29 protein-coding genes and 1 pseudogene are annotated in these 25,257 nt (G+C 69.8%); 18 read left to right on the top strand and 12 right to left on the bottom strand.

Annotated elements, in window-relative coordinates; translation table 11 throughout:
- The first annotated feature begins 20 nt into the window (after window positions 1-20).
- From ACZ7LV_RS31825 to ACZ7LV_RS31800, 6 genes are all read left to right on the top strand, one after another.
- Window positions 21-914: a dTDP-4-dehydrorhamnose reductase family protein gene (locus ACZ7LV_RS31825; protein ID WP_471944456.1), complete on the top strand. Its 894-nt coding sequence runs from the start codon at window positions 21-23 to the stop codon at window positions 912-914.
- Between the two features lie 21 nt (window positions 915-935).
- Entirely contained in the window at window positions 936-2,144 is a 1,209-nt protein-coding gene (locus ACZ7LV_RS31820) for an SIS domain-containing protein (protein ID WP_471944454.1), read from the top strand.
- A 16-nt stretch (window positions 2,145-2,160) separates the two neighbouring features.
- Complete coding sequence (locus tag ACZ7LV_RS31815) at window positions 2,161-2,826, top strand: RraA family protein (RefSeq protein ID WP_471944452.1); 666 nt, start codon at window positions 2,161-2,163, stop codon at window positions 2,824-2,826.
- A 12-nt stretch (window positions 2,827-2,838) separates the two neighbouring features.
- Window positions 2,839-3,891 (top strand): DUF2332 domain-containing protein, encoded by a 1,053-nt coding sequence (locus tag ACZ7LV_RS31810; RefSeq protein ID WP_471944451.1) that lies wholly within the window; start codon window positions 2,839-2,841, stop codon window positions 3,889-3,891.
- A gap of 13 nt (window positions 3,892-3,904) precedes the next feature.
- Entirely contained in the window at window positions 3,905-4,666 is a 762-nt protein-coding gene (locus ACZ7LV_RS31805) for a sugar phosphate nucleotidyltransferase (RefSeq protein ID WP_471944449.1), read from the top strand.
- A 67-nt stretch (window positions 4,667-4,733) separates the two neighbouring features.
- Window positions 4,734-5,471: an alpha/beta hydrolase gene (locus ACZ7LV_RS31800; RefSeq protein ID WP_471944447.1), complete on the top strand. Its 738-nt coding sequence runs from the start codon at window positions 4,734-4,736 to the stop codon at window positions 5,469-5,471.
- A gap of 16 nt (window positions 5,472-5,487) precedes the next feature.
- Here the strand turns inward: ACZ7LV_RS31800 and galE are convergent, their stop codons facing one another.
- Window positions 5,488-6,483: a UDP-glucose 4-epimerase GalE gene (gene galE, locus ACZ7LV_RS31795; RefSeq protein ID WP_471944445.1), complete on the bottom strand. Its 996-nt coding sequence runs from the start codon at window positions 6,481-6,483 to the stop codon at window positions 5,488-5,490.
- A gap of 183 nt (window positions 6,484-6,666) precedes the next feature.
- Here galE and ACZ7LV_RS31790 point away from each other — a divergent pair, with 183 nt between their 5' ends.
- Window positions 6,667-7,107 (top strand): GFA family protein, encoded by a 441-nt coding sequence (locus tag ACZ7LV_RS31790; RefSeq protein WP_471944443.1) that lies wholly within the window; start codon window positions 6,667-6,669, stop codon window positions 7,105-7,107.
- Window positions 7,108-7,155: 48 nt separating this feature from the next.
- Here ACZ7LV_RS31790 and ACZ7LV_RS31785 read toward each other — a convergent pair whose 3' ends face one another.
- From ACZ7LV_RS31785 to ACZ7LV_RS31770, 4 genes are all read right to left on the bottom strand, one after another.
- Window positions 7,156-7,326 carry a hypothetical protein gene (locus ACZ7LV_RS31785; protein ID WP_471944441.1) on the bottom strand — a complete coding sequence of 57 codons (171 nt, stop codon included), beginning with the start codon at window positions 7,324-7,326 and terminating at the stop codon, window positions 7,156-7,158.
- 233 nt (window positions 7,327-7,559) lie between these two features.
- Entirely contained in the window at window positions 7,560-7,829 is a 270-nt protein-coding gene (locus ACZ7LV_RS31780) for a twin-arginine translocase TatA/TatE family subunit (RefSeq protein WP_471944631.1), read from the bottom strand.
- A gap of 92 nt (window positions 7,830-7,921) precedes the next feature.
- Window positions 7,922-8,503 (bottom strand): TerD family protein, encoded by a 582-nt coding sequence (locus ACZ7LV_RS31775; RefSeq protein ID WP_471944439.1) that lies wholly within the window; start codon window positions 8,501-8,503, stop codon window positions 7,922-7,924.
- Between the two features lie 327 nt (window positions 8,504-8,830).
- Window positions 8,831-9,406 (bottom strand): TerD family protein, encoded by a 576-nt coding sequence (locus tag ACZ7LV_RS31770; RefSeq protein WP_471944437.1) that lies wholly within the window; start codon window positions 9,404-9,406, stop codon window positions 8,831-8,833.
- 689 nt (window positions 9,407-10,095) lie between these two features.
- On the opposite strand from ACZ7LV_RS31770, the gene ACZ7LV_RS31765 reads away from it, so the two are divergent.
- From ACZ7LV_RS31765 to ACZ7LV_RS31740, 6 genes are all read left to right on the top strand, one after another.
- Entirely contained in the window at window positions 10,096-10,497 is a 402-nt protein-coding gene (locus ACZ7LV_RS31765; protein WP_471944435.1) for a BlaI/MecI/CopY family transcriptional regulator, read from the top strand.
- Between the two features lie 6 nt (window positions 10,498-10,503).
- Window positions 10,504-11,436 (top strand): M56 family metallopeptidase, encoded by a 933-nt coding sequence (locus ACZ7LV_RS31760; RefSeq protein ID WP_471944433.1) that lies wholly within the window; start codon window positions 10,504-10,506, stop codon window positions 11,434-11,436.
- A gap of 164 nt (window positions 11,437-11,600) precedes the next feature.
- Window positions 11,601-12,488 carry a universal stress protein gene (locus tag ACZ7LV_RS31755; protein ID WP_471944431.1) on the top strand — a complete coding sequence of 296 codons (888 nt, stop codon included), beginning with the start codon at window positions 11,601-11,603 and terminating at the stop codon, window positions 12,486-12,488.
- 81 nt (window positions 12,489-12,569) lie between these two features.
- The gene (locus ACZ7LV_RS31750) at window positions 12,570-12,962 is read left to right on the top strand and encodes a hypothetical protein (protein WP_471944429.1); all 393 of its coding nucleotides are present in this window, start codon (window positions 12,570-12,572) and stop codon (window positions 12,960-12,962) included.
- A gap of 43 nt (window positions 12,963-13,005) precedes the next feature.
- Window positions 13,006-13,395, top strand: coding sequence for a TerC family protein (locus ACZ7LV_RS31745; protein WP_471944427.1), 390 nt, complete (start codon window positions 13,006-13,008; stop codon window positions 13,393-13,395).
- Entirely contained in the window at window positions 13,392-13,547 is a 156-nt protein-coding gene (locus ACZ7LV_RS31740) for a hypothetical protein (protein WP_471944425.1), read from the top strand. Before ACZ7LV_RS31745 ends, ACZ7LV_RS31740 begins: the two co-directional genes overlap by 4 nt.
- A 65-nt stretch (window positions 13,548-13,612) precedes the next feature.
- On the opposite strand, the gene ACZ7LV_RS31735 is transcribed toward ACZ7LV_RS31740, so the two are convergent.
- Window positions 13,613-14,632 carry a hemolysin family protein gene (locus tag ACZ7LV_RS31735; protein WP_471944423.1) on the bottom strand — a complete coding sequence of 340 codons (1,020 nt, stop codon included), beginning with the start codon at window positions 14,630-14,632 and terminating at the stop codon, window positions 13,613-13,615.
- Window positions 14,629-16,008 (bottom strand): hemolysin family protein, encoded by a 1,380-nt coding sequence (locus tag ACZ7LV_RS31730; protein ID WP_471944422.1) that lies wholly within the window; start codon window positions 16,006-16,008, stop codon window positions 14,629-14,631. The genes ACZ7LV_RS31735 and ACZ7LV_RS31730 overlap by 4 nt, the downstream gene beginning before the upstream one ends.
- Window positions 16,009-16,387: 379 nt before the next feature.
- Here ACZ7LV_RS31730 and ACZ7LV_RS31725 point away from each other — a divergent pair, with 379 nt between their 5' ends.
- Window positions 16,388-17,827, top strand: coding sequence for a SulP family inorganic anion transporter (locus tag ACZ7LV_RS31725; protein ID WP_471944421.1), 1,440 nt, complete (start codon window positions 16,388-16,390; stop codon window positions 17,825-17,827).
- A 90-nt stretch (window positions 17,828-17,917) separates the two neighbouring features.
- On the opposite strand, the gene ACZ7LV_RS31720 is transcribed toward ACZ7LV_RS31725, so the two are convergent.
- The 4 genes from ACZ7LV_RS31720 to ACZ7LV_RS31705 all read right to left on the bottom strand — a co-directional run bounded on the left by ACZ7LV_RS31720 (window position 17,918) and on the right by ACZ7LV_RS31705 (window position 20,182).
- Window positions 17,918-18,181, bottom strand: a complete 264-nt coding sequence (locus tag ACZ7LV_RS31720; RefSeq protein WP_471944419.1) for a GlsB/YeaQ/YmgE family stress response membrane protein — start codon at window positions 18,179-18,181, stop codon at window positions 17,918-17,920.
- 101 nt (window positions 18,182-18,282) lie between these two features.
- Window positions 18,283-18,738 carry a tellurite resistance TerB family protein gene (locus tag ACZ7LV_RS31715; protein ID WP_471944417.1) on the bottom strand — a complete coding sequence of 152 codons (456 nt, stop codon included), beginning with the start codon at window positions 18,736-18,738 and terminating at the stop codon, window positions 18,283-18,285.
- Between the two features lie 110 nt (window positions 18,739-18,848).
- The gene (locus tag ACZ7LV_RS31710; protein ID WP_471944415.1) at window positions 18,849-19,871 is read right to left on the bottom strand and encodes a sporulation protein; all 1,023 of its coding nucleotides are present in this window, start codon (window positions 19,869-19,871) and stop codon (window positions 18,849-18,851) included.
- A 92-nt stretch (window positions 19,872-19,963) separates the two neighbouring features.
- Window positions 19,964-20,182 carry a hypothetical protein gene (locus tag ACZ7LV_RS31705; protein ID WP_471944414.1) on the bottom strand — a complete coding sequence of 73 codons (219 nt, stop codon included), beginning with the start codon at window positions 20,180-20,182 and terminating at the stop codon, window positions 19,964-19,966.
- 382 nt (window positions 20,183-20,564) lie between these two features.
- Here ACZ7LV_RS31705 and ACZ7LV_RS31700 point away from each other — a divergent pair, with 382 nt between their 5' ends.
- Complete coding sequence (locus ACZ7LV_RS31700; RefSeq protein ID WP_471944412.1) at window positions 20,565-21,899, top strand: hemolysin family protein; 1,335 nt, start codon at window positions 20,565-20,567, stop codon at window positions 21,897-21,899.
- Complete coding sequence (locus tag ACZ7LV_RS31695; protein WP_471944410.1) at window positions 21,896-22,903, top strand: hemolysin family protein; 1,008 nt, start codon at window positions 21,896-21,898, stop codon at window positions 22,901-22,903. Before ACZ7LV_RS31700 ends, ACZ7LV_RS31695 begins: the two co-directional genes overlap by 4 nt.
- Before the next feature lie 252 nt (window positions 22,904-23,155).
- Here ACZ7LV_RS31695 and ACZ7LV_RS31690 read toward each other — a convergent pair whose 3' ends face one another.
- Window positions 23,156-23,635 carry a hypothetical protein gene (locus tag ACZ7LV_RS31690; protein ID WP_471944408.1) on the bottom strand — a complete coding sequence of 160 codons (480 nt, stop codon included), beginning with the start codon at window positions 23,633-23,635 and terminating at the stop codon, window positions 23,156-23,158.
- A gap of 696 nt (window positions 23,636-24,331) precedes the next feature.
- Between ACZ7LV_RS31690 and ACZ7LV_RS31685 the strand changes: the two are divergent.
- Window positions 24,332-24,565, top strand: a pseudogene (locus ACZ7LV_RS31685) (transposase); the annotation flags it as partial.
- 63 nt (window positions 24,566-24,628) lie between these two features.
- Complete coding sequence (locus tag ACZ7LV_RS31680) at window positions 24,629-25,141, top strand: hypothetical protein (protein WP_471944406.1); 513 nt, start codon at window positions 24,629-24,631, stop codon at window positions 25,139-25,141.
- Window positions 25,142-25,257: the final 116 nt, after the last annotated feature.

Here is a 25,257-nt window from a genome sequence, read left to right as displayed (position 1 = left end):
CAGGACCGTGGAGGTGAGGGATGCGAGCACTGATCTTCGGTGCGTCCGGGCTCCTGGGCCGCTCTGTGATGCGGGCCTTCGGCGACATGACCGTGACGGGCACCGCCTTCAGCCGGGCCGCCGGCGCGCTGGTCGCGGTCGATGCGACGTCGGCTGGCGCCATCGCGCGGCTGCTCGGCCGGGAGAGGCCGGACGTCGTCGTGAACTGCGTGGGCGAGCGCCGCCCCGCGGTGTGGGCTAATGCACCGGAGAGGGCCCGCGCGGGAAACGTGGATGCGGCCCGGCTGATCGCCGCGGGCGCTCGCGGGTGCGGGGCCCATCTGGTGCACATCTCCAGCGACTACGTCTTTGACGGGACGGCGCCGCCCTACCGGCCCGACAGCCTCCCGAGTCCGCTGAACGCCTACGGCTGGTGGAAGCTGCTGGCCGAGCACGCCGTGCGCGGGGCCTGCCCGGACGCGGCGATCCTGCGGCTGCCCGTGCTGTATGGGCCCGTGCGGTTCGCGGCCGAGACGAACCTGACCGAGATCGCCCGCCAGGTCGCTGTTGGCGCCCCAGTGGAGTTGGACGACGTATGTGTCCGCTACCCCACGCACGCGGACGAGGCTGCCGAGGTGTGCCGCTGGCTCGCCGGGGCCCTCCTGCAAGGGCAGTGCCTGGGCTCGGTTGCCCACTGGAGTGCGGAGCAGGGCATGACCAAGTACCGGATGGCGCTGCTGATCGCGCACAGGTTCCACCTGCCCGCCGATCACGTTCGCGCCGGGGATGCGGACGCGGCGTCTGGGGCCCGGCCGGTCGACTGCCGCCTCGACTGCCAGGACCTGCCCGCGGCCCTGGGCCCGGCCCGCCGCCTGTTCGACATCGAGTTCCCGCCCGTAGTCGAGCCCTGGCTCACCGTCTCCGGGCCCACTTGAGGGACGAAGGAAGGACCCATCGTGACCACGGTGTACAAGGACTTCGCCCACGCCTACGTGACCGAGGTGGGCGAAGCCGTCCGCCGCATGCTCGCACGCGGCACCGAGGCCGTCGACCTGCTGGCCAAGGCCACCGCCGACGGAGGCGAGATCCGCGCCTTCGGCAACGGCGGCTCCTCCGCGATTGTCCGCTCGGCCCTCCTCCAGCTCCACGCCCACGCCGGAGTGCCGGTGAACGACGCGATGATGAGCCCGGCGACCTTGGCCTACACCGCGCAGCGAGACGAGTACCGCACGGCCTTCGCTCGGTCGCTCGCCAGGGGCATCGGCCGGGTGGACCTGGTCATCATCGCCAGCGTCAGCGGCCGGTCGGCGAACATCCTTGAGGTCGTCCGGCTCTGCGCCGAACACCACGTGCCGGTGCTGGCGCTGGTGGGCGGCGACGGCACCCAGATGGAGCCGGCCAGCGGCATGGTCTGGGCGACCGGAACCACGGATCAGCAGATCAGCGAGGACGCCATGCTGACCGTGCTGACCCTGGCCGCCGCCACCGCGCTCGGTCCCGGAACGGAGCCGCTGCCGGCCCGGGCGAAGCGGCACCTTGACGCCCTGGCCGCGGTGAACACCGAACTGCTGGGGGCCTTCCTGCGGGAGGCGACCGAGGCCGCCCGGGACGCGATCGCTGGCCGGCGCCGGATCTACGTGCTGTGCCCGGACGGCGGGCCGCTCGCTCTCGTCGGCGAGCACTTCGCGCACAATCTGCGCTGGGACGCACCGCTCGGCGTCGACGGGGTACAGCCCCCGCTCGTCGTCTGCGATCCGTCGCTGGCCGACATGAGCGCGATCCTCAACGACCACCCCGACCCCGCCCACGGCGTCCGCCACCAGCTCAGCAGCGCCAGCCGCGAGGACGTGGTCTTCCTCCTGGCCTACGACTCGGCCGGCAGGACGACCCGCGAGGCCGTCACCGCCGCGACCGCGGCAGGCACCCGGCCGTTCCTCCTGCACCGGGATGGCCCCAGCCGCTCCGGGGCCGGGGCGCGTGGCCTCCGGCTGCCGCACGTCGACGACTTCGTCCTCGCGGCCCTGGTGCAGTCCATCGCCCATCTGCTGTGCCGGACCACCCGCGCCGCCCTCGACGCAGATCAGGCCGGCGTGCTGTCGACCGACGACCTCATGGCGCAGGACTTGGCGCCTCTCCGCGAGCTCTCTGACACCCCGTCCCTCTGAACGAATGGCACCGACCATGCCCATACGCGAGATCCACACCGACATCGTCCACCCCGACCGCAGCGAGATCGCCGCCCTGTCGCGGATCCCATTCGCATCGATCGTGGACGCCCTCGGCAAGACCGGCGCCCTCTCCCACTGCCTGCGCCTTCAGACCCCCGGGCTGGTCCTGTGCGGCAGCGCCGTCACAGCGCTGGGCCCGGACGTGACCGTGCGCCGCGCGGCGATCGACCTGGCGCAGCCGGGCGACGTGGTCGTGGTCGCGGCCGGCGGCGGCAAGGAACGCTCGTGCTTCGGCGGGGTGACCGCGGCGCACATGCAGACCCGGGGCATCGCCGGGGTTCTGGTCGACGGCATGGTCCGCGACCTTGCTGAACTGCGCCGCATCGCCTTCCCCACCGTTGCCCGCGGCGCCACTCCGCTGAACTTCGGCTACCCCGTCGGCCGGGAGGACGGTGCGGTCAATGTCCCCGTGGACATCGACGGCGTCTGCATCACCCCCGGGGACGTCGTGGTCGGGGACGAGGACGGCGCGGTGATCGTGCCCCGCGACCAGGTCGCGGCCGTCATCGCCAAGGCGCAGGCGTCCATGGCCGCCGAGGAGGAGAAGTGGTGGGGCCGCCGGGGCCAGAGCCTGGGCGCGGTGCAGCAGCTCGCCGACTGCGGCTACAAGATCCTCTGAGGAGATCCCCCGATGACCGACCACACCCAGCTCGCCGAGACCTTCCGGCGGTTCGCCGACCAGCAGGCCACGGGTCCGTCTCCGCTGTACGCCACCCTGTCACGCGCCATCGCCCGCACCCCCGAGCTGCTCGACCTCGCGGCCCTCACCCGGCCGGGACAGCCCGCCCCGAACATGCTGCTCGGGGCCGTCCACCACATCCTCCGCCGCGGCGTGAAGCACTCGCTCGCCCCATGCTTCACCGGCCGCGAGGACCTGACCGACGACCGAGCCGCCGACCTGCTGACGGACTTCTGCCGCCGTCACGCTGAAGCCATCCGGCAGATCATCTCGACCCGGGCCGTCCAGACCAACGAGGTCAACCGCTGTACCGTCCTGCTGCCTGCCTTCGCCGCGCTCCAGCAGCAGCTCGACGACGGCCGGCCGATCAGGATCGTGGACGTGGGCGCCAGCGCCGGGCTGGCCCTGCTCTGGGACCGGTACACCTACGACTACGACGGGCACCGGCTCACCCTGCCCGGCAGCGACCCGGACACGGTCCTGCACTGCGAGGTCAGGGGCGGGACGCCGCCCCTGACTCTCGATCCGAAGCGGTTCGCACCTCCGGTCGGGATCGAACCGCATCCGGTGGACGTCACCGACCCCGTGGCCACCGAGTGGCTGATCAGCCTCACCTGGCCCGAACAGACCGGCCGGATGCGCACCCTGAACTCCGCCCTGGCGCTGGCCGCCCGCACTCCGCCGACGATCCTGGCCGGCACCGCCCAGGACCACCTCACCGACTTCGTCGCCGACACCCCCGACGACCAGCACCTGGTCCTCGTCTTCTCGTGGTCGATCTACCAGATCTTCGGCTCGCCGGGCGGCCGGGAACACCTCGTAGACACCCTCGCCGAGCTGAGCCGGCGCCGCCCGCTGCACGAGATCTCCATCGGGCACTTCGGCAACGCCACCCCCCGCATGATCATGGCCAGCCACTACGGCGGCGTGAGCCGCTCGGACATCGTGGCCCACTGCGACGTTTACGGCACCTGGCTCGACTGGCTGGCCAAGCCGGGTGCCTGACAGGAGGGACGTCATGTCGCGCACGATCACCAGGGCGGTCGTGGCCGCCGGCGGGGCCGGGACCAAGATGGCCCCGATCACCCGCGCCCTTCCCAAGGAGATGCTGCCCGTCGGGCGGATGCCAATCCTGGAACACCTCATCCACGAGCTACGCGCGGCCGGGACCACCGATGTGCTGTTCGTGATCTCGGCACGCAAGCCGCAGATCCCGGCCTACTTCGGCAGCGGGGCCGCCTACGGCATGGACTTCTCCTACCGCGTCCAGGAGGACGGCGCCGGCCCCGGCGCCCCCGTCCTCGCCGCCGAGACATGGACCCAAGGCCAGCCGTTCATCCTCGCATTCGGGGACAACCTGATCTGCGGCGCCGCCGATAGTCAGACACCGCTCCAGCGGCTCGTCTCCGGCACGGCGGACTGCTCCGTCCTGACCCGCATCTTCCCCGCGGACAGCATCCCTGCGCACGAGACTCTCCTGGGCGCGGCCGACGTGCGCGGGCCAGCTGCGGTCGCCTTCGGCAGGGACCTCCTGGACCACGCCGGTGCCCAGTGGGTGCACGCCTGCGCAGCCCGCTGGGTGCTCGGGCCGTTCGTCTTCGCGGCCCTGCGCGCGTGCCCGCCCCGACCGGGCGGCGAGCTCTACCTCATCGACGCCATCCGGCGCTGGATCGCCGCCGGCAACCACCTCACGGCGCTGCCGCTCCGGCCGGACGACCTCCGGTTCAACTGCGACAACTGGGAGACCTACCACGATGCCGTCGCCGCCCTCCGCCCATGAACGCCCGCACTGCTAAGCGCACGTCCACGACTCCGATCCCCTGCCCGCGGGTACCCGGTTGGTCCTCTTGGAGAGCCCGTTCCAGCAGCCCGGCACGCAGGTCACCGTGATCTGGCCCGAGCAGCGGGTGCGCAGGGTGGTGCTCGCCCTGCCCGTCGAGAAGGGCGAGGGGCGCAAGTACGGCCACAGCCTCGCCGAGATCGGACGGCTCCCGGCTCACCTGCGCGAGGGGACCGTCTTCGCCGCACCGACGTTCAGCGAGTCGCCCTGGCCGGTCAACCACGCCACCCGGGCCGACTGCCAGCAGGAGGACCACCTCGTCCGCGTGGTCGTACCGACCGTCCTGACGCTGCTCGGCACGCAGATGCGGCCACCGGTGCACCTGCTGGGATTCAGCAAGGGAGGCTTCGCCGCCCTCAACCTGTTGACCCGGCACCCCGACCTTTTCGCCGTCGCCAGCGTCTGGGATGCCTCACTGCTCAGCGACTGGCCACCCCACCCGCAGCTCGTGGACGTCGCTGGCAGCACCGCACGGCTCGACGAGTACGACGTACGACAGAACCTGCGCCGCCACGCCCAAGCCCTCCACGGGGCCCGCCGCATCGCGCTCGGGGGCATCGGCACCCTGGAAGCCGACTGGAGGGCCGGCCGCCAGCTCCTCGAAGCGCTCGGCATCCCCCACGACGCCTACCGGAACGCACCGGCAGACCACCGGTGGGACACCGCATGGCTCGCCCCCGCCCTACAACACCTGCTCGCCCTCGAAGCCGGCTTCCTCCCGGGCCCGATCGCCCGGGAGGAGTGAAGGCGGGAGGGAGGGATCAATCCTTCAGCAGTTCGTCGCGCACCGGGATCCAGTCCAGGGCGGAGCGGATGCCGTCTTCCAGGGACAGCTTCGGCGTCCACCCCAGCAGCTCGGCCGCCCGGTCGCTCTTGGTGTAGCCGCCGGCCACGTCACCGGGCCGCGGTTCCGCGTCGATGGTGGCCAGGGGGGTGCTGACGACGTTGTTGAACGCGGCGCACAGCTCCCGGACGGTGGTGCCGGAGCCGGTGCCCAGGTTGATCGCGATCGAGCGCTTCGACCCCGTGAGGATGGAGTCGAAGCGCTCGATCGCCGCGATGTGGGCCGCGGCGAGATCCCAGACGTGCACGTAGTCGCGGATGCCCGAGCCGTCGCGCGTCGGGTAGTTCGTCCCGGTGATCGGGAACGGACGGCCTTCCTGGTGCGCCTGGATCAGCACACCCAGGGCGTGGCTGGGCCGCTTGAGCTGGAGCCCGGTACGCAGCTGCGGGTCGGCCCCGACCGGGTTGAAGTACCGCAGCGACAGCACGCGCGGCCCGGCCACGGCGATGTCGGCGAACATCTCCTCACACACGGCCTTGGTCCGTGCATACGGGCTCTGCGGCGCCAGCGGCGAGTCCTCGTTGACGGGCGAACCGTCCTCGGCCCGGTAGATGGAGGCCGAGCTGCTGAAGATGATGCGGTCGCAGCTGTTGCGGTGCAGGTGGCTGACGAAGGCCAGGCTCTTGGCCACGTTCGCCTCGTAGTAGCCGATCGGGTCCGCGACGGACTCCGGCACCACGATCAGCGCCGCGCAGTGCACCACGGCGGAGATGTCCGGGTGCTCCGAGAAGATCCGGTCGACCAGCGCGCCGTCCGCGATGTCGCCTTCGTAGAAGGTGCGCCCCTTGGTGAACTCGCGGCGGCCCCGAACGAGGTTGTCGAGAATCACGGGGGTGATGCCCGCGTCCAGGCAGGTCGAGGCGACCGTGCTGCCGATGTAGCCGGCTCCCCCTGCGATAAGGACCTTCACCACGACGTTTCTCTCCCAGCCTCGTTCCAGCCAGTAGGCGACCGGCAGCAAGGCTAGCGAAGAATCCAGGCAGGGAGGGGCAGTCTCAGCGGGCCACGCCAGAGCCGCCAACAGCGTCATGGCGATCACGGCAGCGATGACACACCGATCTGCCCAACTTGCCTATCACGCCCGGGAGATCACCATATGAACGCCACCCCCGCCGCCGACACCCAGGGAGCCAACACAGCTGGGGACCGTACCGGCGGCTGCCTGTGCGGCCGCATCCGTTTCACCACTCGGGGTCCGGCAGTCTTTGCCCACACCTGTGCCTGTCCCCACTGTCAGAAGCTCGGCGGCACACCCGTGATGTGGTGGGTGGGCCTCGAGACGGTCACCTGGACCGGAGAGGGCGGCGAGCCAACCTGGTACGAGACCTTCGAAGGCGAGGCGAAGCGCGGCTTCTGCCCGAGCTGCGTTATGCAAGCGGAACACGTGTCCAGGCACACTGTGTCTCACGAATGCGGTTGTCACTGGAGAGCTGGCCACGATTTGCCCCTGCCTGTGATCGTCCGTATCGCTCCCGGACCTGGCACGCCACGCTGCACGGCAGTGATCGACGGCGCGGAGGCGCTGATGTCCCCCTAAAGAGGAGGCAACCCAGGCGATTCCCCGGGGCTGGCGGTCGGTGCCGCGTCATCTGCGGGTGGCGGCCGTGCCGAGCATGGTCACACCGATCACGAGGCAGCCGATGCCGACGGCGAGCAGGGGCAGGCCGGGGCCGGGAAGGATGTAGAGGGCCGCACCGGCCATCGTGATGAGGGTCCCGGCCGAGGCCAAGGCGATGCCGATCCAGGTCTCCGACATGATCTCCCTCATCGGTGCTGGGTGAAGTGAGCCGGAGGGCCGTACACCGTTTCAGGTCGCCGCCCGTTCCCGGCGAGGTGGGCTTTCCGGTCGCCGGGAAGAGCGGCAAAGAGGCAATTTGGCTGTACCGCGTGACGGCCCGGGGTGTGAGGCACTGCCCGGATCAATGGTCGAGATCTTCCTACAGCAGCGCGGGGGCGAAGGCGCCAAGCCCGACGGCAGGGGCAGGCTGGTCAGTGTCGTGAGGCGGAGGTGTCGCCCGGCCCGGGGCGCCGGGGACTGATCACGTCGCCGGGTGCTACTTCGATGATTGGCTTGGCGTTGCCGCCGACAGACGGTTCACCGGCTGTCCCCGCCCCGCTGTCACCCTTCATGGCGCGGGCCTCGCTTTTGAGGATGCGGGCGGATTTGCCTATGGAGCGGGCGAGTTCGGGGAGTTTCTTCGCCCCGACGATCAGGATGACGACGATGCAGATGATCGCTATCTCACTGATGCCGAACATGGTCATTGCCTCCGGAAATGGGGCGCGGGGGTCCTGCCGTCGGAGTCGCCGGCAGCGGGTAGCCGGCCCGGGCTCGTTACTGCCGGGTCAGGTCAGAGGTGGGAGGCGATGGCGGGCAGCAGGTCCTTGAAGGTGCGGCCGTCGGCCGGCTCCCCGATCGCGGACATGCTCCAGCCTGCGGCGGACCTGTGGACCTTGGCCATGACCTGCGCGGTGTACTTGCCGCCGCCGGAGAGGGTGTAGCGGGCCAGCTCCTGGCCACTGCTCTCGTCGATGAGGCGGCAGAAGGCGTTGTCCACCTCGGCGAAGGTCTGCCCGGTGAAAGAGTTGACGGTGAAGACGATCTGGTCGACGTGCACCGGCAGGCGGCCCAGGTCCACGAGGATCGACTCGTCATCCCCTCCCTGGCCGGCGCCGCCCACACGGTTGTCACCGGTGTGACGCACCGATCCGTCCTTGCTCACCAACTGCTGGAAGAACACGACGTCCACCGGCTCCTTGCCCGCGAAGAGCACGGCCGAGGCATCCAGGTCGATCTCCCGGGCGGTCATCCGGGCGAGGAATCCCTTGCGCGCGGCAGCCCGCCACCCCAGCCCCATCCGCACCACGCTCAGGGTGCCGCCTCCGGGCTTCTCCAGGCTGATCTGCTGGCCCTTGCTGAGATCGATTCCCACTGGTCCTCCTCATCACCCGGAGCCGAAGCGCAACGGCCCGGTATAGCGTTGATGCAACATCGGGAATCTACAGCACTGTAGAACTTGATGGCAGAGGGGCCGCTGCAAGGGGCGTCGCTCAAGGCGCGCTCGTGCGATCGAGGGATGTGCGACTGCCTGCACTCACCCGCGCCCGAGGGCCTGTGCGCCCCTGCCTCCCAAGGAGGTCGGCCTCACCGCGAGGGATATCGGCGGCTTCATGGAGACCACCCGAACGAGCGATGGGGGTCAGCCGGCGCATCCCGTGGACAGGCCCCGATAGGGCCCGCCCACAGGTGCTCCAGGGAGTCAGACGCCGACGCCAAAGTCGGCGGCGATCCCGGCGAGGCCGGAGGCGTAGCCCTGGCCGACGGCGCGGAACTTCCACTCGGCGCCGCTGCGGTAGAGCTCGCCGAAGACCATGGCGGTCTCGGTCGAGGCATCCTCGGAGAGGTCGTAGCGGGCGATTTCCGTCCCGCCGGCCTGGTTGACGACGCGGATGAACGCGCCCCTGACCTGGCCGAAGCTCTGGCCGCGGGCTTCGGCATCGTGGATGGAGACGGGGAAGACAATCTTGTCGACGTCTGCGGGCACGGTGGCGAGGTTGACCTTGACGACCTCGTCGTCGCCCTCGCCCTCACCGGTGAGGTTGTCTCCGGTGTGCTCGACGGAGCCGTCGGGGCTCTTGAGGTTGTTGTAGAAGACGAAGTGCTGGTCGGAGGGGACCTTCCCGGACGCGTTCACCAGCAGGGCACTGGCGTCGAGGTCGAAGTCCACCCCGGTGGTCGTGCGTACGTCCCAGCCCAGACCGACCAGTACGGCCGTCAGGCCCGGGGCCTCCTTGCTCAGCGAAACATTGCCACCCTTTGACAGGCTCACACCCATGCGACATCCCTTTCACAGTGTCCGCGGGACGGCGTTCGACCGGCCCGTCCACTCAAAGTAGAATCTACAGCACTGTAGAAGTGAGGTGGAGGCATGCGAACGCAGAGCAGCCGCGTCGCACGATTTCGATGGCCGGCCGGCTTCAACCGACGGGAAGGCGCGCCGGGGCGGATGCGCGCACGGCGGCCGAATAAGGGCAGGGCCGGCTGGCCGGCTCTACTCCTGCCCTTGCCTCGGCGGCCTTTCGGCGGTGCGAGTACGAGCGGCCGCTTCCGGCGGCGAGAGGCGGAGATCTACAATGCCGTAGAAGATAGTGGGGCGGCAGAAGGCCTGTGGGTCACGAACGGCGTGTCCTGCCGTCGGCTGGCGAAGCCGGTGGGCCGGGACTGACGTCGAGCGCCCTGGCCGCGAGTGGGGCCGGCTCTCGGCGACACCACGCTGGCCCGTCGGGTGGTGAGCACCGTGATCACTGCTGGGCCCGCCGTGGTGTGGGTGCCGTGCAGCTGGATCAGGCGATAGCGCACGCGCTTCACCGCCGATGAGCTTCACACCTCGGGAGCGGCCTGGCCGACGCAAGTACCACGGCTGAGGCGAACTCGGGCCAGGACGGAGGGTTATCGGTGGATCATGCGGTCTGTACGATGAACCGCCCCGCGAGAGCTGGGGCCCTGCGGCGGGAGGTTGACGGCATGGCGGATCAGAACACGGGCGGCGCCGGGCATCCCCGCCGGCGCGGGCAGGGCGCGCTGGAGGCGGAGGTGCTGGCGGCACTGCGTCAGGCACAGGAGCCTGTGACCGCCGGCTGGGTGCAGGAGCGGCTCGGCGGCGACCTTGCTTACACCACCGTGATCACCATCCTCACCCGGCTCCATGCCAAGGCCGCGGTCGCGAGGGAGCGGGCGGGACGATCGTTCGAGTGGACGCCGGTCGCCGACGCGTCCGGGCTCGCCGCGCTGCGGATGCGCAAGGTCCTGGACGGCGAGAGCGACCGACAGGCCGTGCTGGCCAGTTTCGTCACCGCGCTCTCGGCCAGGGACGAGCAGGTGCTGCGGGACCTGCTGGCCCAAACACCCGAAGAAGGGGAAGACTGACGCCTTATGGGGCTCTTCGTCTTCCTGCCGCTGGTGCTGCCCTTAACGGCATGGCCGATCGCGCGCCTTGCCGAGCACCACCTCCACCCGCGTGCGGCCACGTGGCTGCTGACCGTCGTGGCCGCCGTGCTCGCCGTGTGCAGCACCCTGAGCCTGGCCCTGCTGATGGTGGTGGGCACCGCCCAGCTGCCCGGAAACCCACTGCCGGACGGATGGTCCGACCCCGAGGTTCGCGAAGCGGTTCCCTATGACGAGGTGGCGGGCAAGGCCGCCATCCCGGCTCTTCTCGCCGTGCTCGCCTCCTGCGCATCGGCAACCTGGCGCCACCACCGGGTGCGCCGGCGCAGCAGCAGGGCGCTTGCCGGGCTGCCCGCCACGGCGGTGGCCGTCCTGGCCGACGACGTGCCGTACGCCTACGCGCTGCCCGGCAGGCGGCGCGACCGCGTCGTGGTGAGTTCCGGCATGCTCGCCGCCCTGAACTCACGTGAGCGGCGGGCCCTGTTCGCGCACGAACGCGCCCACCTGGCCGCCGGCCACCACCGCTTCCTCCTCATGGTGCAGCTCGCCGCCCGTGCCAATCCCTTCCTGCGCCCGCTGCGTTCGGCCGTCACCTACACCACCGAACGGTGGGCGGACGAAGAAGCCGCCACCGCGGTCGGCAGCCGGCGCACGGTAGCCGTGGCCATCGGGAAGGCGTCTCTGATCAGCCGGGATACCCCGCTGGCCACCCTTGCGGGAATCGCCGCCGCCGGACCGGTTCCGCGCCGCGTCGCCGCCCTCCTGGGACCGGCACCCGCCGGTAGCGTCTGGCCTCCGGCCTTCACCGCGGTCGGCCTGGCCGCCTGGGGCGCGGCAGCAGGCACCACCGCTTCCGCCCTGTCCTCGGCCAACTCCGCCATCACCCTCTTTTTCATCCTCCACGCCGCCACCCCCCTGTAGCGGACGGACTCCTCGCGGGGTCGCCTGGGGCGGGTGGCAGCTGCCCGAGGGCTGGGGCCGGTGCGTTGCCTGGCGGACGGTGTGACTGCGGGAGAAGCTGGAAGGGCGGGGCCGTGTGCCGTCCCGCCCTTCCAGCTGTGCCTGCCGGCAGGAAGAGGCGCAACATGAGCGCGCCGGTCGTTGTTGGCGTGGACGGCTCTCCTTCCGCGCTCGCCGCCGTGGACGTAGCGGCGCGCGAGGCGCTGTTGCGGGAGGTGGAGCTGCGGGTGGTTCATGCCTTCACATGGCCGGCCATGCACGCCCCGCACGGCACGTCGCCGCTCGGCCCTCCCGCCGGGGCGCTGCGCGAGGCGGTTGACGACCTGCTGTCGCAGGCAGCCGAGCGGGCCGAAAATGCGGCGCCGAGAGTAGAGGTGAGCTCCGCGGTGATCCCGGGTGAGCCGGTGACCACGTTGGAAGCCCAGTCGCGCACCGCGCAGCTCCTGGTGGTGGGCCACCGCGGCTCGGGCGGCTTCCTGGAGCTGCTGCTGGGATCGACCGCAGTTCATTTGAGCGCGCACGCCCGCTGCCCGGTGATGGTCATAAGGGGCCGCCCCGACCCGGCCGGGCCGGTGGCGGTGGCCGTGGACGGCTCCCCGCAGGGGCAGCCCGCCGTCGCGTTCGCCTTCGACGAAGCCGCCCTGCGGGGCGCGGACCTGCTGGCCGTGCACGCGTGGTCCACCTGGGCCGACCACGGTGAGCACCGCTTCGGCGATGCGGTGGATCTGACCGACCTGATCGGTGACGTGGACCAGATCCAGGCAGAGGAGGAACGACTTCTTGCCGAGGCCCTGTCCGAGCACCGCGCGCGGTACCCAGAGCTCACCGTACGTACCTCTATGGTCCGCGGACGGACCCGCCCGGCGTTGATCGAGGTAAGCGGCAGAGCGCAGCTGATGGTGGTCGGCGCACGCGGACGCGGCGGCTTCACCGGCATGCTCCTGGGTTCGGTCAGCCAGGCCGTACTCCATCACGCGGGCTGCCCTGTCGCTGTGGTGCGCTCCGGCCTGTAGCGCCACTCCCGACACTGCCCCCGCAGGGGCGTTGCGCTGCGTAGCCGGTTCACTCCAGGCGAAACCGGAAAAGCTGACGATATGGACGTGCCCTTCGTGGCGTGGGTCATCTTCGTCGCGTTCGTGGTGGCGGTGCTGGCGCTCGACCTGTTCGTCATCCACCGCCACGCCACGGTGATCTCACTTCGGGAAGCCGCGTGGTGGAGCGCGCTGTGGGTGGTCCTGGCCCTAGCCTTCGGGGCCATCTTGCTGTGGTGGCAGGGAACGGTGGCGGCCGAGGAGTACCTGGCCGGCTACCTGATCGAGAAGAGCCTGTCGGTCCACAACATCTTCGTCTTCGCGCTGATCTTCACCTACTTCTCGATCCCCGACCAGTACCAGCACCGGGCCCTGATTGGGGCATCATCGGCGCCCCGGCGATGCGCGCGGTGTTCATCGGTGTCGGTGCCTCGCTTCTGGACGTCTTCCACATAACGATCTACGTCTTCAGCGCCATCCTGCTCCTGCCCCCTGGAAAGTGCTGCGGCACGGCGGCACGGCGGCACGGCGGCACGGCGGCGCGCAGGTCCGCCCGGAACGCAACACCGTGCTCAGGGCGATGCGCCGCGTGCTGCCGGTCACCGACGAACTGCACGGACAGCGCCTGCTGGTACGCACCGCTGCCGGCTGGGCCGCCACGCCCCTGCTGGCGACGCTGGTCGTGATCGAGACGACGGATGTCGTCTTCGCCGTCGACAGCATCCCGGCCATCTTCGCCGTCACCGAGAACACCTTCATCGTCTTCACCGCGAACGCCTTCTCGCTGCCCGGCATGCGGGCCGCGCGTACTTCCTCATCAGCGGCGCCGCCCGCCGCTTCCGCTACCTGCAGACCGGCCTGGGAATCATCCTGGCCGGCGTCGGCGTGAAGCTCCTCATCTCCGACGTGCACAAGGTGCCCATCTGGATGTCGCTGACGTTCATCGTCACCGTGCTTGCGGTCACTTTCGCCGTGTCGTGGCGGGCAACGCACGCCACGACGGCTGCAGGGGCGGGCCAGGGCCGGCGCCGCCAGGACTGAGGCCGCGCGGGTGAACGCCCGGTTCACAAGCCGTCGCCGCCCGCGCAATTCCCCGGAGTCTCGCGTCAGGTGCTGTGCGGGCCCACCAGGCGTGTGATCAGGTCGTCCAGGCTGACCAAACCGGTCAGCTGTCCGTCGGTGCCGCGTACGACGGCGAGGGAGGCGCGGTGGCGACGCAGTGCCTCGACCGCCTGGGCGGCGGTGGTGTCCTGGGTGAGGTCGGGCACGGGGCGGGCCAGCTCACCGGCCGTGACGGTGCGGCCCTGGACTCGGGCCGCGAGAGCGTCGCGGGCATGTACCGAGCCGAGGACCTGCTCACCGTCCCGGACCAGGAGCCGGGTGCGGTCCGCCGTTGTGGCCGCGGCCAGGATCGCATCGGCGTCCGCAGTGGCGGGCACCTGCGCGATTCGGTCGCCGGGTACCTGCAGGGCGCCGATGGGGGCCTGCGGTTCGGTGAGGGAGCGGGTGATCAGGGTGGAGTCGCCGGCGCTGATCAGCCCGAGGCGCTGGGACTCGGCGACCAGGTGGGTGAGCTGCTCGCGGTTGTGGACCGAGGTGAGCTCCTCGCGCGGGGAGACCCGGCACAGCCGCACCAGGGCGTTGCTGACCTGGTTGAGGGCCCAGATCAGGGGCCGCACCAGGCGGATCAGGGCGCGGAAGGGCGGTGCGAGGAGCATCGCGGAGCTTTCGGGGTGGGCGATGGCCCAGGATTTGGGAGCCATCTCGCCCAGCACCATGTGGAGGAAGACCACGACGGCCATGGCGAGGGCGAAGGCGATGCCATAGCTGAGCCCGGCGGGCAGGCCCAGCCTCAGGAGCAGGGGGTCGATCTGGTGGGAGAGGGCGGGCTTGGAGACGATGCCCAGGCCCAGCGTGCACATGGTGATGCCCAGCTGGGCGCCCGCCAGCATCAGGGACAGCTCCCGCATGCCCGCGAGCGCCGAGCGGGCGCCGCGCCGGCCTTGGGCGGCTGCTTGTTCCATGCGGTGGTGCTTGGCGGCGACCAGGGCGAACTCAGCGGCGACGAAGAAGCCGCTGCCGATCAGCAGCAGGACGGTGACGAAGGCGGCCATCAGCGGATTCATGCGGGCCGCTCCTTGCTGCGGTCGGGCTCGGTCCCGGTGCTGTCCTGGCTCGCGTCGGGCACAGGTTCGGGAAGCTGCTTGATCCAGATACATTCGGGCACGTGCCGGTCCACTTCGGTGACCTCGATCGCGGCCCGGCCGCCGTCGGCAAGGGCGACGGTGAGCTGGTCGCCGATGACGGGCAGGCGCCCGAGCCGGTCAATGACCAGGCCGGCAACGGTCTCGAAGTCGGCGTCGTCCTCGGGCAGGGCGATGCCGGTTGCCTGGGCTGCTTCATCGATGCGGCGGCCGGCGTCGATGAGCCAGCCGTTGCCGTCGCGGACGGCCAAGGGCACGACGCGGTCGCTTTCGTCGGTGATCTCACCGATGAGTTCTTCGGCGATGTCCTCGAAGGTGACGATCCCGGCCAGCCCGCCGTGCTCGTCCAGCACGACCGCGAACTCCTCGCCGGCCGTTTCCATCTGCTCGATCGCCCGTGGCAGGGGAAGGGTGTCGGGCAAAAAGAGCGCCGGGCGGGCCAGAGACCGGGAGGTCCGTTGGGCGAGCTCACCGGCTGCCAGCGGCATGAGCTCACGGACTCCCACCATGCCCACGACGTCGTCGGTTCGCTGTCCGATGACGGGATAGTGGGAGTGGCCGCGGCGGGCGATCAGCAAGGCGATGTCTTCCCCCGTGGCGGCCTCGGGGATGGTGTCGACGTCCACCCGGGGCACCATCACCTCGGCGAGGCGGCGCTCGGAGAATTCCAGGGCGCTCTCCAGCAGGTCGGCTGTGGCCCGGGGCAGCTGCCCGTGATCGTGGGATTCGCCGATCAGGTGACCGAGCTCCTCCAGCGTCGCCCCGTGGTGCAGCTCCTCCACCGGTTCGATGCCGACCCTGCGCAGGATCTTGTTCGCGGATGCGTCGAAGACGCGGATCAGGGGGCCGGCGACCGTCAGGTAGGCCAGGGTGGAGGCGCCCAGCGACTTGGCCAGACGCTCGGGAATCGCGAGCGCGAGGTTCTTGGGCGCCAGCTCCCCCAGCACCATCTGGATCACCGTGGCCAGGGCGAACGCCAGCGCCAGCGCGATCCCGCTCACCGCGGCGTCAGGGATCCCGATGCCGCTCAGCAGCGGACGCAGGAGCTCGGCCAGGGCGGGTTCGGCGAGGAAGCCGACGACCAGGCCCGTGACGGTGATGCCCAGCTGGGCACCGGAGAGCATGAACGACAGCCGCTCCAGCACCTTCACCGCCCGGGCCGCCCGCTTGTCACCGGCTGCGGCCTCGCGGGCCAGCGCAAGGCGGTCGGCTGCGACGTAGGCGAACTCCTGGGCCACGAAGTAGCCCGTACCGGCGGTCAGGACCAATACGGCCAGCAAGCCGAGAGCGGCGCTCACAGGACACCACCGCGCAGCGCGCCGTGATCAGCCGGGTCCTGGCTGGACGCTCGGGGATTGTCCCCCGAGGGGTCCGTCGAAGAGGCGGACAACGATCTTCTCCTTCACATGATCCACCTGGTACGGCAGGCAATACGCCGACGGGCGCACCTTTTCGGACATTTTTCCGTCAGGTGTCGCGTCATGGACGCGACCGGCTGGGGCAACCTTATGCTTCTACATGTCTGTAGAGAACTCGTGGGTGGGTCCGCGGGTTCCGGGCCGCAGCGGGCAACCTGCCCAGGCCGCGCCGCCGCCTCCGTCCTGACCACCTCACCGTGAGGGACTGACGTTCTCCCCTTTACCCGCCCCGCCCGCGCGCGTCGTGCGCGGCGATGTGATGGCTTCGCTCGTGGTCTTCCTCGTCGCCGTGCCGCTGTGTGTGGGGGTGGCGGTCGCCTCGGGTGTGCCCGCGGAGCTGGGCCTGGTGACCGGCATCGTCGGCGGCCTGGTGGTCGGGATGCTGCCGGGCAGCTCCCTGCAGGTCAGCGGTCCCGCCGCGGGTCTGACGGTGCTGGTGTTCGAGGCGGTCCAGGCGCACGGGATGGCCGCCCTCGGGGTGATCGTGCTCGCTTCCGGCGTTCTCCAGCTGGCCTTGGGCGCTGCGCGGTGCGGGCGCTGGTTCAGGGCGATCTCGGTCGCGGTGGTGCAGGGCATGCTGGCGGGGATCGGGCTGGTCCTCATCCTCGGCCAGGCGTATGCCATGGCGGATCTGACGGCTCCGGGCAGAGGGCTGGAAAAGATCGGCGGCCTTCCGGCTCTGGTGGTGGACATCGCCTCCAGTTCGCGGGCTGTGTCGGCGTTCGGCGTGGAGGCGGGAACGATCGCGGTGCTGGTGCTGTGGCCGCGGGTGGCCGGGCGGCTGGCGCAGGCGTTTCCCGCGCCGCTCGCGGCCGTCGCGCTCGCGACGGCGGCCGTGGCCGTGCTGGACCTGCCGGTTGCCACCGTGAAGGTGCAGGGCCTGATCGAGTCGCTCCAGCTGCTGGGCCCGGGCGACCTTTCCCGTCTTGGTGAGATGGCGGTGCTCGGCACAGTGGTGGCCTTCGCTCTCATCGCCTCCGCCGAGTCCCTCTTCAGCGCGGCGGCGGTGGACCGGATGCACGACGGTCCGCGCACCGACTACAACCGGGAGCTGATGGCCCAGGGAGTGGGCAACACGGTGTGCGGGCTGCTCGGCGCGCTGCCGGTGACCGCGGTTATCGTGCGCAGCTCCGCCAACGTCCGGGCCGGCGCCCGAACGAAGGTCTCGCGGGTGCTGCACGGGGTGTGGCTGCTGCTGTTCGCCGCCTTGTTCCCCGCGGCTCTCGCAGTCATCCCGCTGGCGGCGCTCGCTGGTGTGCTGATCCACGCGGGAGCGAAGCTGATCCCGGTCGGGGAACTGGTTCCGCTGTGGCGCGAGCACCGCGGTGAGGCCGTCGTCCTGGTGGTGACCGCCCTCGCCATCGTGGCGACGAACATGTTCGAAGGTGTCCTGTTCGGGCTGCCGATGGCTGTGGCGAAGACGGCCTGGGAGACGTCCGTCGTTCACGTAGCAGTCGACGACATCCAGGCCCGGCGCATCCGTGTCCGGCTGACCGGCAACGCCACCTTCTTGCGGCTGCCCAAGATCCTGGACACGCTGGAGGCACTCCCGACCAACCGGTCCATCGACCTCGACCTGTCCGGCCTTCGCCACCTGGACCACGCCTGCCACACCGCCCTGACCAGATGGGCACAGCAGCACAACGGGGACGGAACCGAAGCGGTACGGGTGACCATACCGCCCGCCGCGTCCCCGTAGCCGGGGAGAGGCCCGCAGCACCTTCCACTGCCCGATACGCGTACGCCTCGCCTCCCGTGCGCCGGGAGGCGAGGCGTTTGGGCGGAATCTTTAGCGCCGGGCTTTGATGCGTTCCAGGGCTGCCACGCCGGCCGCGGCGAGAGCGATCTGGAAGAGCCACTCGATCCAGTCGATGCCCTTGGTGTCGGCGACTCCGAAGGCCGCGGCGATACCGGTGCCGACGAAGGCGGCGAGGATGCCGACGGCGATCGTCCACAGCACACCGATGCGCTGGCGGCCCGGCAGGACAAGCCGTCCCAGTGTGCCGATGAGGATGCCGATCACGATCGCGCTGATCACTCCGGAAATCTCCATACCCTGCCCCACTCTCTCCATCTGGTGATGTGCGGATATCCGCTACGGCACCTGTTCACACGGGTGGTTTCCCCGCAGGTCGCGGCCGACGGGAGATTCGCTCAGAGGTCGAACTCGTGCGGGGGCAGGTCGAGGGTGTAGCAGGCTTCGCGGACCACGGCCCGTTCGGTCTTGTCGAAGTCGCCGTCGGCGCCGCCGATGACGATGCCGATCTGGATGACGGCGCGGGCCTCGGCGGGCTTCTTCTTCGCCTTGGCGATCTCCTGGAGGATGCTGACCTTGCCGAAGTCGAAGTCGGCGGTGAGGGTGTTGAGGTAGTCGTCGAAGCGCTTCTGCAGATCGGCGGCCGGGAAGTTCTGCAGGACCTCGTTGGTGGCGATCAGGTGGGCCACCCTCCGGCGCTCGGAGTCGTCGATCGTGCCGTCGGCCGCGGCGACCAGGGCACACATCGCCATGCTCGCGTCGCGGAACGCACCGGACTTCAGCTCGTTCTTCTTCGCCTCCAGCTGCATCTGCATCTGCTGGGCGGATTGCTTGAATCGGTCCCACAGGGCCATGCCAACTCCACTGGATCGCTACGGGTGTCCGGGCCGGGAACGGACGGTGCCGACCCGGACAGAGTTATTTCTACACCACTGTAGAAGCTATCGGGTGGTGGGCGGAGCCGCTACGCCTCCTCGTCCCCACCGTCTTCCTCGTCGTCGCCTTCGAAGAAGTCGCCGATCTCATCCACGGCCTCGGCGGCGACCACGCCGACGGCCAGGCCCGCTGCGCCGGCGGCGACGACGGTGCCCATGCCGGGGCCCGAGCGGTGACCGCCGTGGTGGCTGTCGTGCCTGTGGTGGCCGTGCTCGCCCTTGTGGGCGTGGGCGCCGTGGACATCGCCGTGCCCATGGGGGAGGTGGGAGGCGCGGGCGGTGTGGGCGTCGAGGAGCTGGGTGATCCAGGATCCGACGACCGCGTTCCAGTCCCGGTGGGCGGCGCCCTCGTGGCTGACGTGATGCCGCCCCAGGACGTCATGGCCGCCGGAAAACAGCCCGCCGCGCTTGTCGGCCTCCAGGACGACCTCCATCCCGCCGGGATTGGCGAGGAAGGTCACCTCGATCTCGCTCACCTGGTGGGCATACTGCGGGGCGGGGGTGAGCTCGATCTCCTGATAGAACGGCAGCTGCTGGCCGGTCCCGCCGATGCGGCCGTACTCGAGGTCGGCGGACTTGAAGCCGAAGCCGAGCTGCCCGAACGCCTCCAGGACCGCCTCCTGCGCCGGCAGTGGGCCTACCGCGAGGGGGTCGAGATCGCCCTTGTCCTTGGCGCCGGCGATGCCGAGCTCGGTGCGCACCCCCAGCACGATCCCCAGTGGCTGGCCGTGCAACTGTGTGACGGGAGTCTCCCAGGGCAGGGTGATCGCGAACGGCACCGTGCGGTGTTCGCCCTCGGCGAGGCGGAAGCCGCCACCGACGTTGAAGCGTTCGAAGACGGCCGTACCCTCGTGCTCGCCGCCGTCGTGTTCGGCTTCGACGCGGGCGACGAGTTCGAGCGTGATGTGCTCGATGTCGAAGTCCGCCCGGCCGCCGGTCAGGCGGACTTCACCGGTCAGACTCCCGCCGGGCAGGACGGCTTCGGGCGCAAGGACCGTGTCCACGGCGGGGCCACCGACCCCCATCGAGCCGAGTAGTCGCTTGAACACCATCGCGTGGGTTCTCCTTCGTCAGACGTGCGTGTGGTTGCAGTGAGCGCGGTGCCGCGGACAGGTCCGGTCCGCGGCACCGCTCACCAGGGGTGTTACTTCGCCGCATCCAGGGCGGCCAGGGCCTGAGCCCAGCCGACGTACTTGAGCTCGGCGAGATCGGCAACCGTCTTGACGCCGAACGCCTCCTTGAGCAGGTCACCCTGCCGGTCCGAGACCCCCTTGAGCGCGGACACCGGCGCGGCCAGCACCTCGGGCAGGCTCTTGTCCGCCCACGCCTTGTCCAGCACCTTGTCCAGATCGATCGAAGCCATGCTCGTTCCCCTCCTGACTCCGCGCGCTCGGGAGAGCGCGCGCATCTGCGCCAGGGCAGCGCGGATCCCCCGCCAACCCTGGCGTTATCTACAAGCATGTAGAAGCATAGGAGAGGAAGGTGACTGTGGGGCGCATGGGCGGGAGACCCGGCGGGAAAGTCCGAAAAAGAGGGGACACTCCGCATACGGCGCCCACCCACCCGGCCGGGGCCTTTACCGGCCCTTTACGATTGTCGTGCGGATACTTGTCCGCCCATGTCCTCGGACCGTGACGCGGTCCGACCGAGTGAAGAAGGAGCAGCAGACCCGCAATGGGTGAACCTCCCAGTACGAGCCGTGCCACGCCTTGCCCGCAGAATCGAGTGGGAGCGGGGGTGGCACGGTGACCGAAGTCCTGCTGCTGCTCCTCGCCCTCGCCTTGACGCTGGCGTGCGCAGTGTTCGTAGCCGCCGAGTTCTCTCTCACCACCGTCGAGCGCAGCGAACTCGAACGCGCCGCCCAGGCGGGTGAGCGTGGCGCCGAAGGCGCCCTGAAGGCCGCCAAGCGCCTGACCTTCCAGCTGTCCGGTGCCCAGCTGGGCATCACGGTGACGTCGCTGGTGATCGGTATGCTCGCCGAGCCCTCCGTCTCCGCCCTCCTGCGCGAGCCCCTGGAGACGGCCGGCCTGCCCGCAGGTGCGGTGTCGACGACAGCCACTCTGCTGGGTGTGGCGATCTCCACCGTCGTGCTGATGGTGGTGGGCGAGCTGGTGCCGAAGAACTGGGCGATCTCCCGCCCGCTGGCCGTCGCGAAGGTCGTCGCCGGCCCGCAGCGCGCCTTCACGGCCGCGTTCGGACCGCTGATCCGGCACCTGAACAGCACCGCGAACCGCCTGGTGCGCCGGTTCGGCCTGGAGCCGGCCGAGGAGCTGGCCTCCGCGCGTACCCCCGAGGAGCTGGTCGCGCTCGTTCAGCACTCGGCCCTCCAGGGCGCGATCGAGGCCGACTCCGCCGAGCTGTTCGTCAAGACCCTGCACCTGGCCGAGCTGACCGCGGAGAACGTCATGACCCCGCGGATCGACGTCCAGGCCCTAGAGGCCCACGCCACCGCCGCGGACGCCGCGAACCTGACCTTGGCCACCGGCCTGTCCCGCTTCCCCGTCTACCGCGACATCCTCGACCAGGTCATCGGCACCATCCACATCCGCGACGTCCTCGCCCTAGACGAGCACAAGCGGCCACTCACGCCGGTAACCGACCTGATGGCCGAGCCCCTGCTGGTGCCCCACTCCCTGCCCGTGGACACCCTTCTCGGCCGGCTGCGCAAGGCCCGCACCATGGCCGTGGTCATCGACGAGTACGGAGGCACTGCCGGCGTCACCACCGTCGAGGACATCGTCGAAGAGGTCGTCGGCGAGGTCCGCGACGAACACGACCCGCTGGAGATCCCGGACCTCATCCAGGCCCCCGACCACGACGGCCGCCCTGCATGGGAAGCCGACGGCAGCGTCCGCCTCGATGAGCTGGAAGAGATCGGGCTGACCGCGCCCGAGGGCCCCTACGAAACCCTCGCCGGCCTGATCGCCACCCGACTCGAACGCATCCCCCGCCAAGGCGACACCCTCACCGTCGACGGCTGGGAACTGTCCGTCCTCGACATCGAGCACCACCGCGCCGACCGCGTCGCCATCACCGCCCCGGCCGCCGCGCCCGTCCACGTCCAGGAGATGAGCCGATGACCGCCATTCAGCTGCTGATCGGCGCCCTCACCCTCCTCACCAACGCCTTCTTCGTCGGCGCCGAGTTCGCCCTGATCTCCGTACGCCGCAGCCAGATCGAACCCGCAGCACTCAAGGGCAACCGGCGGGCGAAGACGGTCCTGTGGGGCCTAGAGCACCTCTCGGCGATGATGGCCACCGCCCAGCTCGGCATCACCGTCTCCTCCCTCGTCCTCGGCGGCGTCGCCGAACCCGCCATCGCCCACCTGCTCGAACCCCCCTTCCACGCGATCGGCGTGCCCGAGGCGCTGATCCACCCCATCGCCTTCGTCATCGCCCTGACCCTGGCGACGTACCTGCACATGCTGATCGGCGAGATGGTCCCCAAGAACATCGCGCTCGCCGCCCCCGCGCCGACCGCACTGCTCCTGGGCCCTCCCCTGGTCGCCCTCACACGCGGCCTGCGCCCGTTCGTCTTCGGCATCAACGCCTTCGCCAACACCCTGCTGCGGCTGCTGAAGGTCGAACCCAAGGACGAGGTCAGCTCCGTCTTCACCGACGACGAACTCACCCGCCTGATCAAGGACTCCAGCGCCGCCGGTCTCCTCACCCCGGAAGACGGCCAGCGCCTCCAGGACGCCCTCGAACTCGGCACCCGTCCCGCGGGCGAAGTCATGGTCCCCCTCGACAAGATGGCCACCGTCGGCCACGACACCACCCCGCAGGGCCTGGAGCGTGCGGCTGCCGCCCACGGCTTCTCCCGCCTGCCGGTCACGGGCCCCGGCGAGGAGATCCTGGGCTACCTCCACATCAAGGACGCCCTCGGCCTCATGGACCGGACAGCGCCGTTCCAGCGCAGCGCCTTCCACCCGATCGTCAAGGTCGCCCTCGACACCCCGCTCGACGACACCATGACCGCCATGCGCGCGGCAGGAACCCACCTCGCGGCCGTCACGGGCAGCAAGGGCACCGTCCTGGGCTTCGTCACCATGGAAGACGTCCTGGAAGAACTCGTCGGCGCCTGACCCGATATACGCAACCGGGGCTGGCGCCCGACTACTCGGGTGCCGGCCACCTCGGCCGCACGCCCGGTCCCGGCCGGGTGGAGTCCAGCCCACTGCCCGTCGCCGTGGCCGCCGCGACCAGCACGAAGGGGTAAACCCTGCACGCCTCCCGCCCATGCAGAACGGGGCGAGGCAGCACCTCAGCTGTACCGCGACTCAGACCCGGAATGGCGTGGTGCCGAGGGCCCGGCGACCTTCGGTCGCCGGGCCGAGTCACGGTTTCCGAAGCGGCCGGACCGTGCCACTGGTCGCATCGGCGATCTGGCCGCGGAGGGTGGCTGCGTCGGCCTCCAGCTCGGCATTGCGTAGGGCCAGGACCTGGATCTGATTCGCATAGGTGGCGCGGGTGGCCTTCAGATCACGGACCTCCTCGGCCTTCTCCCGGCGGAAATCGCGAAGCTCCTTCCGCAGCCGGATGATCTCGGCCTTGAGCTCGTCGACCTCTGGCCGCTTGGTGCTGGGGGCGGCGAGGATTTCTTTGATGGCGCCGGCGACGGGGGATCGGTAGTAGGACGCGCGAGAGACGCCCGCCTCGGTGGCGATGTTGACCACGTTGACGGAGCCGTCGGTGATCTCTGGGCGGCCACCCAGCAGCTGTTCGAAGGCCCGCATGATGGCGCGGTCCATGTCGGACAGCTCATGCTCGCGAGAGAGCTGGGCGAAGACGGTCTGGGTGGTGCGGGGACCGGTCACAGGGGGCTGCCTTCCTCGGCGTGCAACTCGGCGATCATGGCATCGAGGGTGGTTTCGAACTCTCGGATGGCGGCTTCCTGCAGCACCGGGACGCCTCGGATGTTTTTGAACTCCTCGTGAGCCAGTTCGCGGGTTGAGCCGTATCCGCGGAATGTGGACTGCCGACCGGCGCGAGTTCGGGCAGCTCAAGCACATGTTCAGCATCGGCAGCGGCTGCACATCAAGTCGGCGAGCAAGGCACAGTCGATCTGACAGGCACCGCTCGTCCAGACCGTTGGGTGGCTGGCTCATCCCTTCCACAGCCACCGCCGCACGCCGCCACCAAGAGGAGACACAAGATGTGAACACAAGGATTTGACAGGGAATTGTGCTCGTGCGAGCACTGCAACGCGGTTGTCCGGTTCGCCGACGATGGCATGGGTCGGGTTCCACAGGGGCGCCCTGAAGTGGACGGGCCCGGCAGGAGAGCCGACTTACTTCTCCACTTGGCCGACGCTTCGCCGAGGATCCTGCCAGCGCTGCCGCACTCAGCTCACCTCCGTCGCCGACGGCTCGGACCTGATCATGGTGACGCGTTTCCGCAAGGGGTCTCGACACATGCTTTGGGCTGCGGGGTTCGCCATGATCCGAGGTGCTGCGTACGCCGCCGGCAGCGCCGTCGTGACTTGGGGGATCTGGTGGTTCCCCGAGCGGCAGGGGGAACGACTCCCGCAGTGGCTCGACGCCGTCCGCCAAGACGACCTTCCCAGCCTCCACACTCTCGCGGCCGGCATCGATCGAGACCGCGACGCCGTCATCGCCGGCCTCACCCTGCCCTGGAGCTCTGGCGTCGTCGAAGGACACGTCAACAGGATCAAGATGCTCAAGCGCCAGATGTTCGGCCGAGCCGGTTTCAGCCTGCTACGCAAGCGCGTATTGCTGGCCACCTGATCAACCACCCGGCTCTCGGTGATAGGACTTTCCTCTACGGAAAGACGATGAGAAGGCGACAGCGTGGACGCAGTAGTAGCGATCAGCCTGATCCGCATGGCCGCTGCGGACTTGGCCATGGAACCCTGGCAGCGCCCCTCGGACGCTTACCTGGTCCAGTTGGGCCTGGACGCCCTGATGGCCGACATTGAGGCTCCCTCGCTGCCCCTGCTGGCTGGCCTCGCGCGTGGTGAGTATCCCCGGGCGCGCGAGCTGTTCGGCCTTGTGCTGGAAGAGTTGGGTCTGCTGCCGCTGATCTCCGAAGATCTTGCTGAGGCGCGATGGACAGCGGCCCAGTGGTGGGCCGGCCAGATCGTGGCATGCCAACTCGATCCCGTGCACGGAGCGAAGCTGATCTACCAGGAAGCTGCAGCCGAACTCGACTACCCCGACGCGCTGCAACCCATCGTTGATCTGGTGAGAGCACTCGACCTGCCGAATGATCAACCTCCGGACCAGCAGCACACTCGCGACCGGGTCACCTCCGCGGCGCGAGACTTTCTCGCCACAGAAGCGCACCAGAAACACAGCCTTTGAGCTACGTCGCATGACCCACCGTGACCGGTTCACGGAAAGCGTGCCAGAACCGTTCCAGTAGCAGCGTTTATCTGCGGGTTCGGGCGGCAGTTGATGATCTTGGAGGTCGTGGATGT

This window comes from Streptomyces sp. NPDC107562 (genome assembly GCF_055657325.1).
The sequence above is the reverse complement of the archived record's forward strand: the minus strand, read 5'-3'. Positions and strand labels throughout refer to the sequence as shown.

What these genes read in the sequence shown, in the direction of transcription:
- ACZ7LV_RS31805 (WP_471944449.1), top strand. Translation starts at nt 3,905, where the DNA reads ATGTCGCGCACGATCACCAGGGCGGTCGTGGCCGCCGGCGGGGCCGGG.
- ACZ7LV_RS31735 (WP_471944423.1), bottom strand. Translation starts at nt 14,632, where the DNA reads ATGAATCCGCTGATGGCCGCCTTCGTCACCGTCCTGCTGCTGATCGGC.
- ACZ7LV_RS31790 (WP_471944443.1), top strand. Translation starts at nt 6,667, where the DNA reads ATGAACGCCACCCCCGCCGCCGACACCCAGGGAGCCAACACAGCTGGG.
- ACZ7LV_RS31765 (WP_471944435.1), top strand. Translation starts at nt 10,096, where the DNA reads ATGGCGGATCAGAACACGGGCGGCGCCGGGCATCCCCGCCGGCGCGGG.
- ACZ7LV_RS31770 (WP_471944437.1), bottom strand. Translation starts at nt 9,406, where the DNA reads ATGGGTGTGAGCCTGTCAAAGGGTGGCAATGTTTCGCTGAGCAAGGAG.
- ACZ7LV_RS31750 (WP_471944429.1), top strand. Translation starts at nt 12,570, where the DNA reads ATGGACGTGCCCTTCGTGGCGTGGGTCATCTTCGTCGCGTTCGTGGTG.
- ACZ7LV_RS31755 (WP_471944431.1), top strand. Translation starts at nt 11,601, where the DNA reads ATGAGCGCGCCGGTCGTTGTTGGCGTGGACGGCTCTCCTTCCGCGCTC.
- ACZ7LV_RS31705 (WP_471944414.1), bottom strand. Translation starts at nt 20,182, where the DNA reads ATGGCTTCGATCGATCTGGACAAGGTGCTGGACAAGGCGTGGGCGGAC.
- ACZ7LV_RS31715 (WP_471944417.1), bottom strand. Translation starts at nt 18,738, where the DNA reads ATGGCCCTGTGGGACCGATTCAAGCAATCCGCCCAGCAGATGCAGATG.
- ACZ7LV_RS31725 (WP_471944421.1), top strand. Translation starts at nt 16,388, where the DNA reads ATGGCTTCGCTCGTGGTCTTCCTCGTCGCCGTGCCGCTGTGTGTGGGG.
- ACZ7LV_RS31815 (WP_471944452.1), top strand. Translation starts at nt 2,161, where the DNA reads ATGCCCATACGCGAGATCCACACCGACATCGTCCACCCCGACCGCAGC.
- ACZ7LV_RS31780 (WP_471944631.1), bottom strand. Translation starts at nt 7,829, where the DNA reads ATGTTCGGCATCAGTGAGATAGCGATCATCTGCATCGTCGTCATCCTG.
- ACZ7LV_RS31695 (WP_471944410.1), top strand. Translation starts at nt 21,896, where the DNA reads ATGACCGCCATTCAGCTGCTGATCGGCGCCCTCACCCTCCTCACCAAC.
- ACZ7LV_RS31760 (WP_471944433.1), top strand. Translation starts at nt 10,504, where the DNA reads ATGGGGCTCTTCGTCTTCCTGCCGCTGGTGCTGCCCTTAACGGCATGG.
- ACZ7LV_RS31710 (WP_471944415.1), bottom strand. Translation starts at nt 19,871, where the DNA reads ATGGTGTTCAAGCGACTACTCGGCTCGATGGGGGTCGGTGGCCCCGCC.
- ACZ7LV_RS31720 (WP_471944419.1), bottom strand. Translation starts at nt 18,181, where the DNA reads ATGGAGATTTCCGGAGTGATCAGCGCGATCGTGATCGGCATCCTCATC.
- ACZ7LV_RS31825 (WP_471944456.1), top strand. Translation starts at nt 21, where the DNA reads ATGCGAGCACTGATCTTCGGTGCGTCCGGGCTCCTGGGCCGCTCTGTG.
- ACZ7LV_RS31810 (WP_471944451.1), top strand. Translation starts at nt 2,839, where the DNA reads ATGACCGACCACACCCAGCTCGCCGAGACCTTCCGGCGGTTCGCCGAC.
- ACZ7LV_RS31785 (WP_471944441.1), bottom strand. Translation starts at nt 7,326, where the DNA reads ATGTCGGAGACCTGGATCGGCATCGCCTTGGCCTCGGCCGGGACCCTC.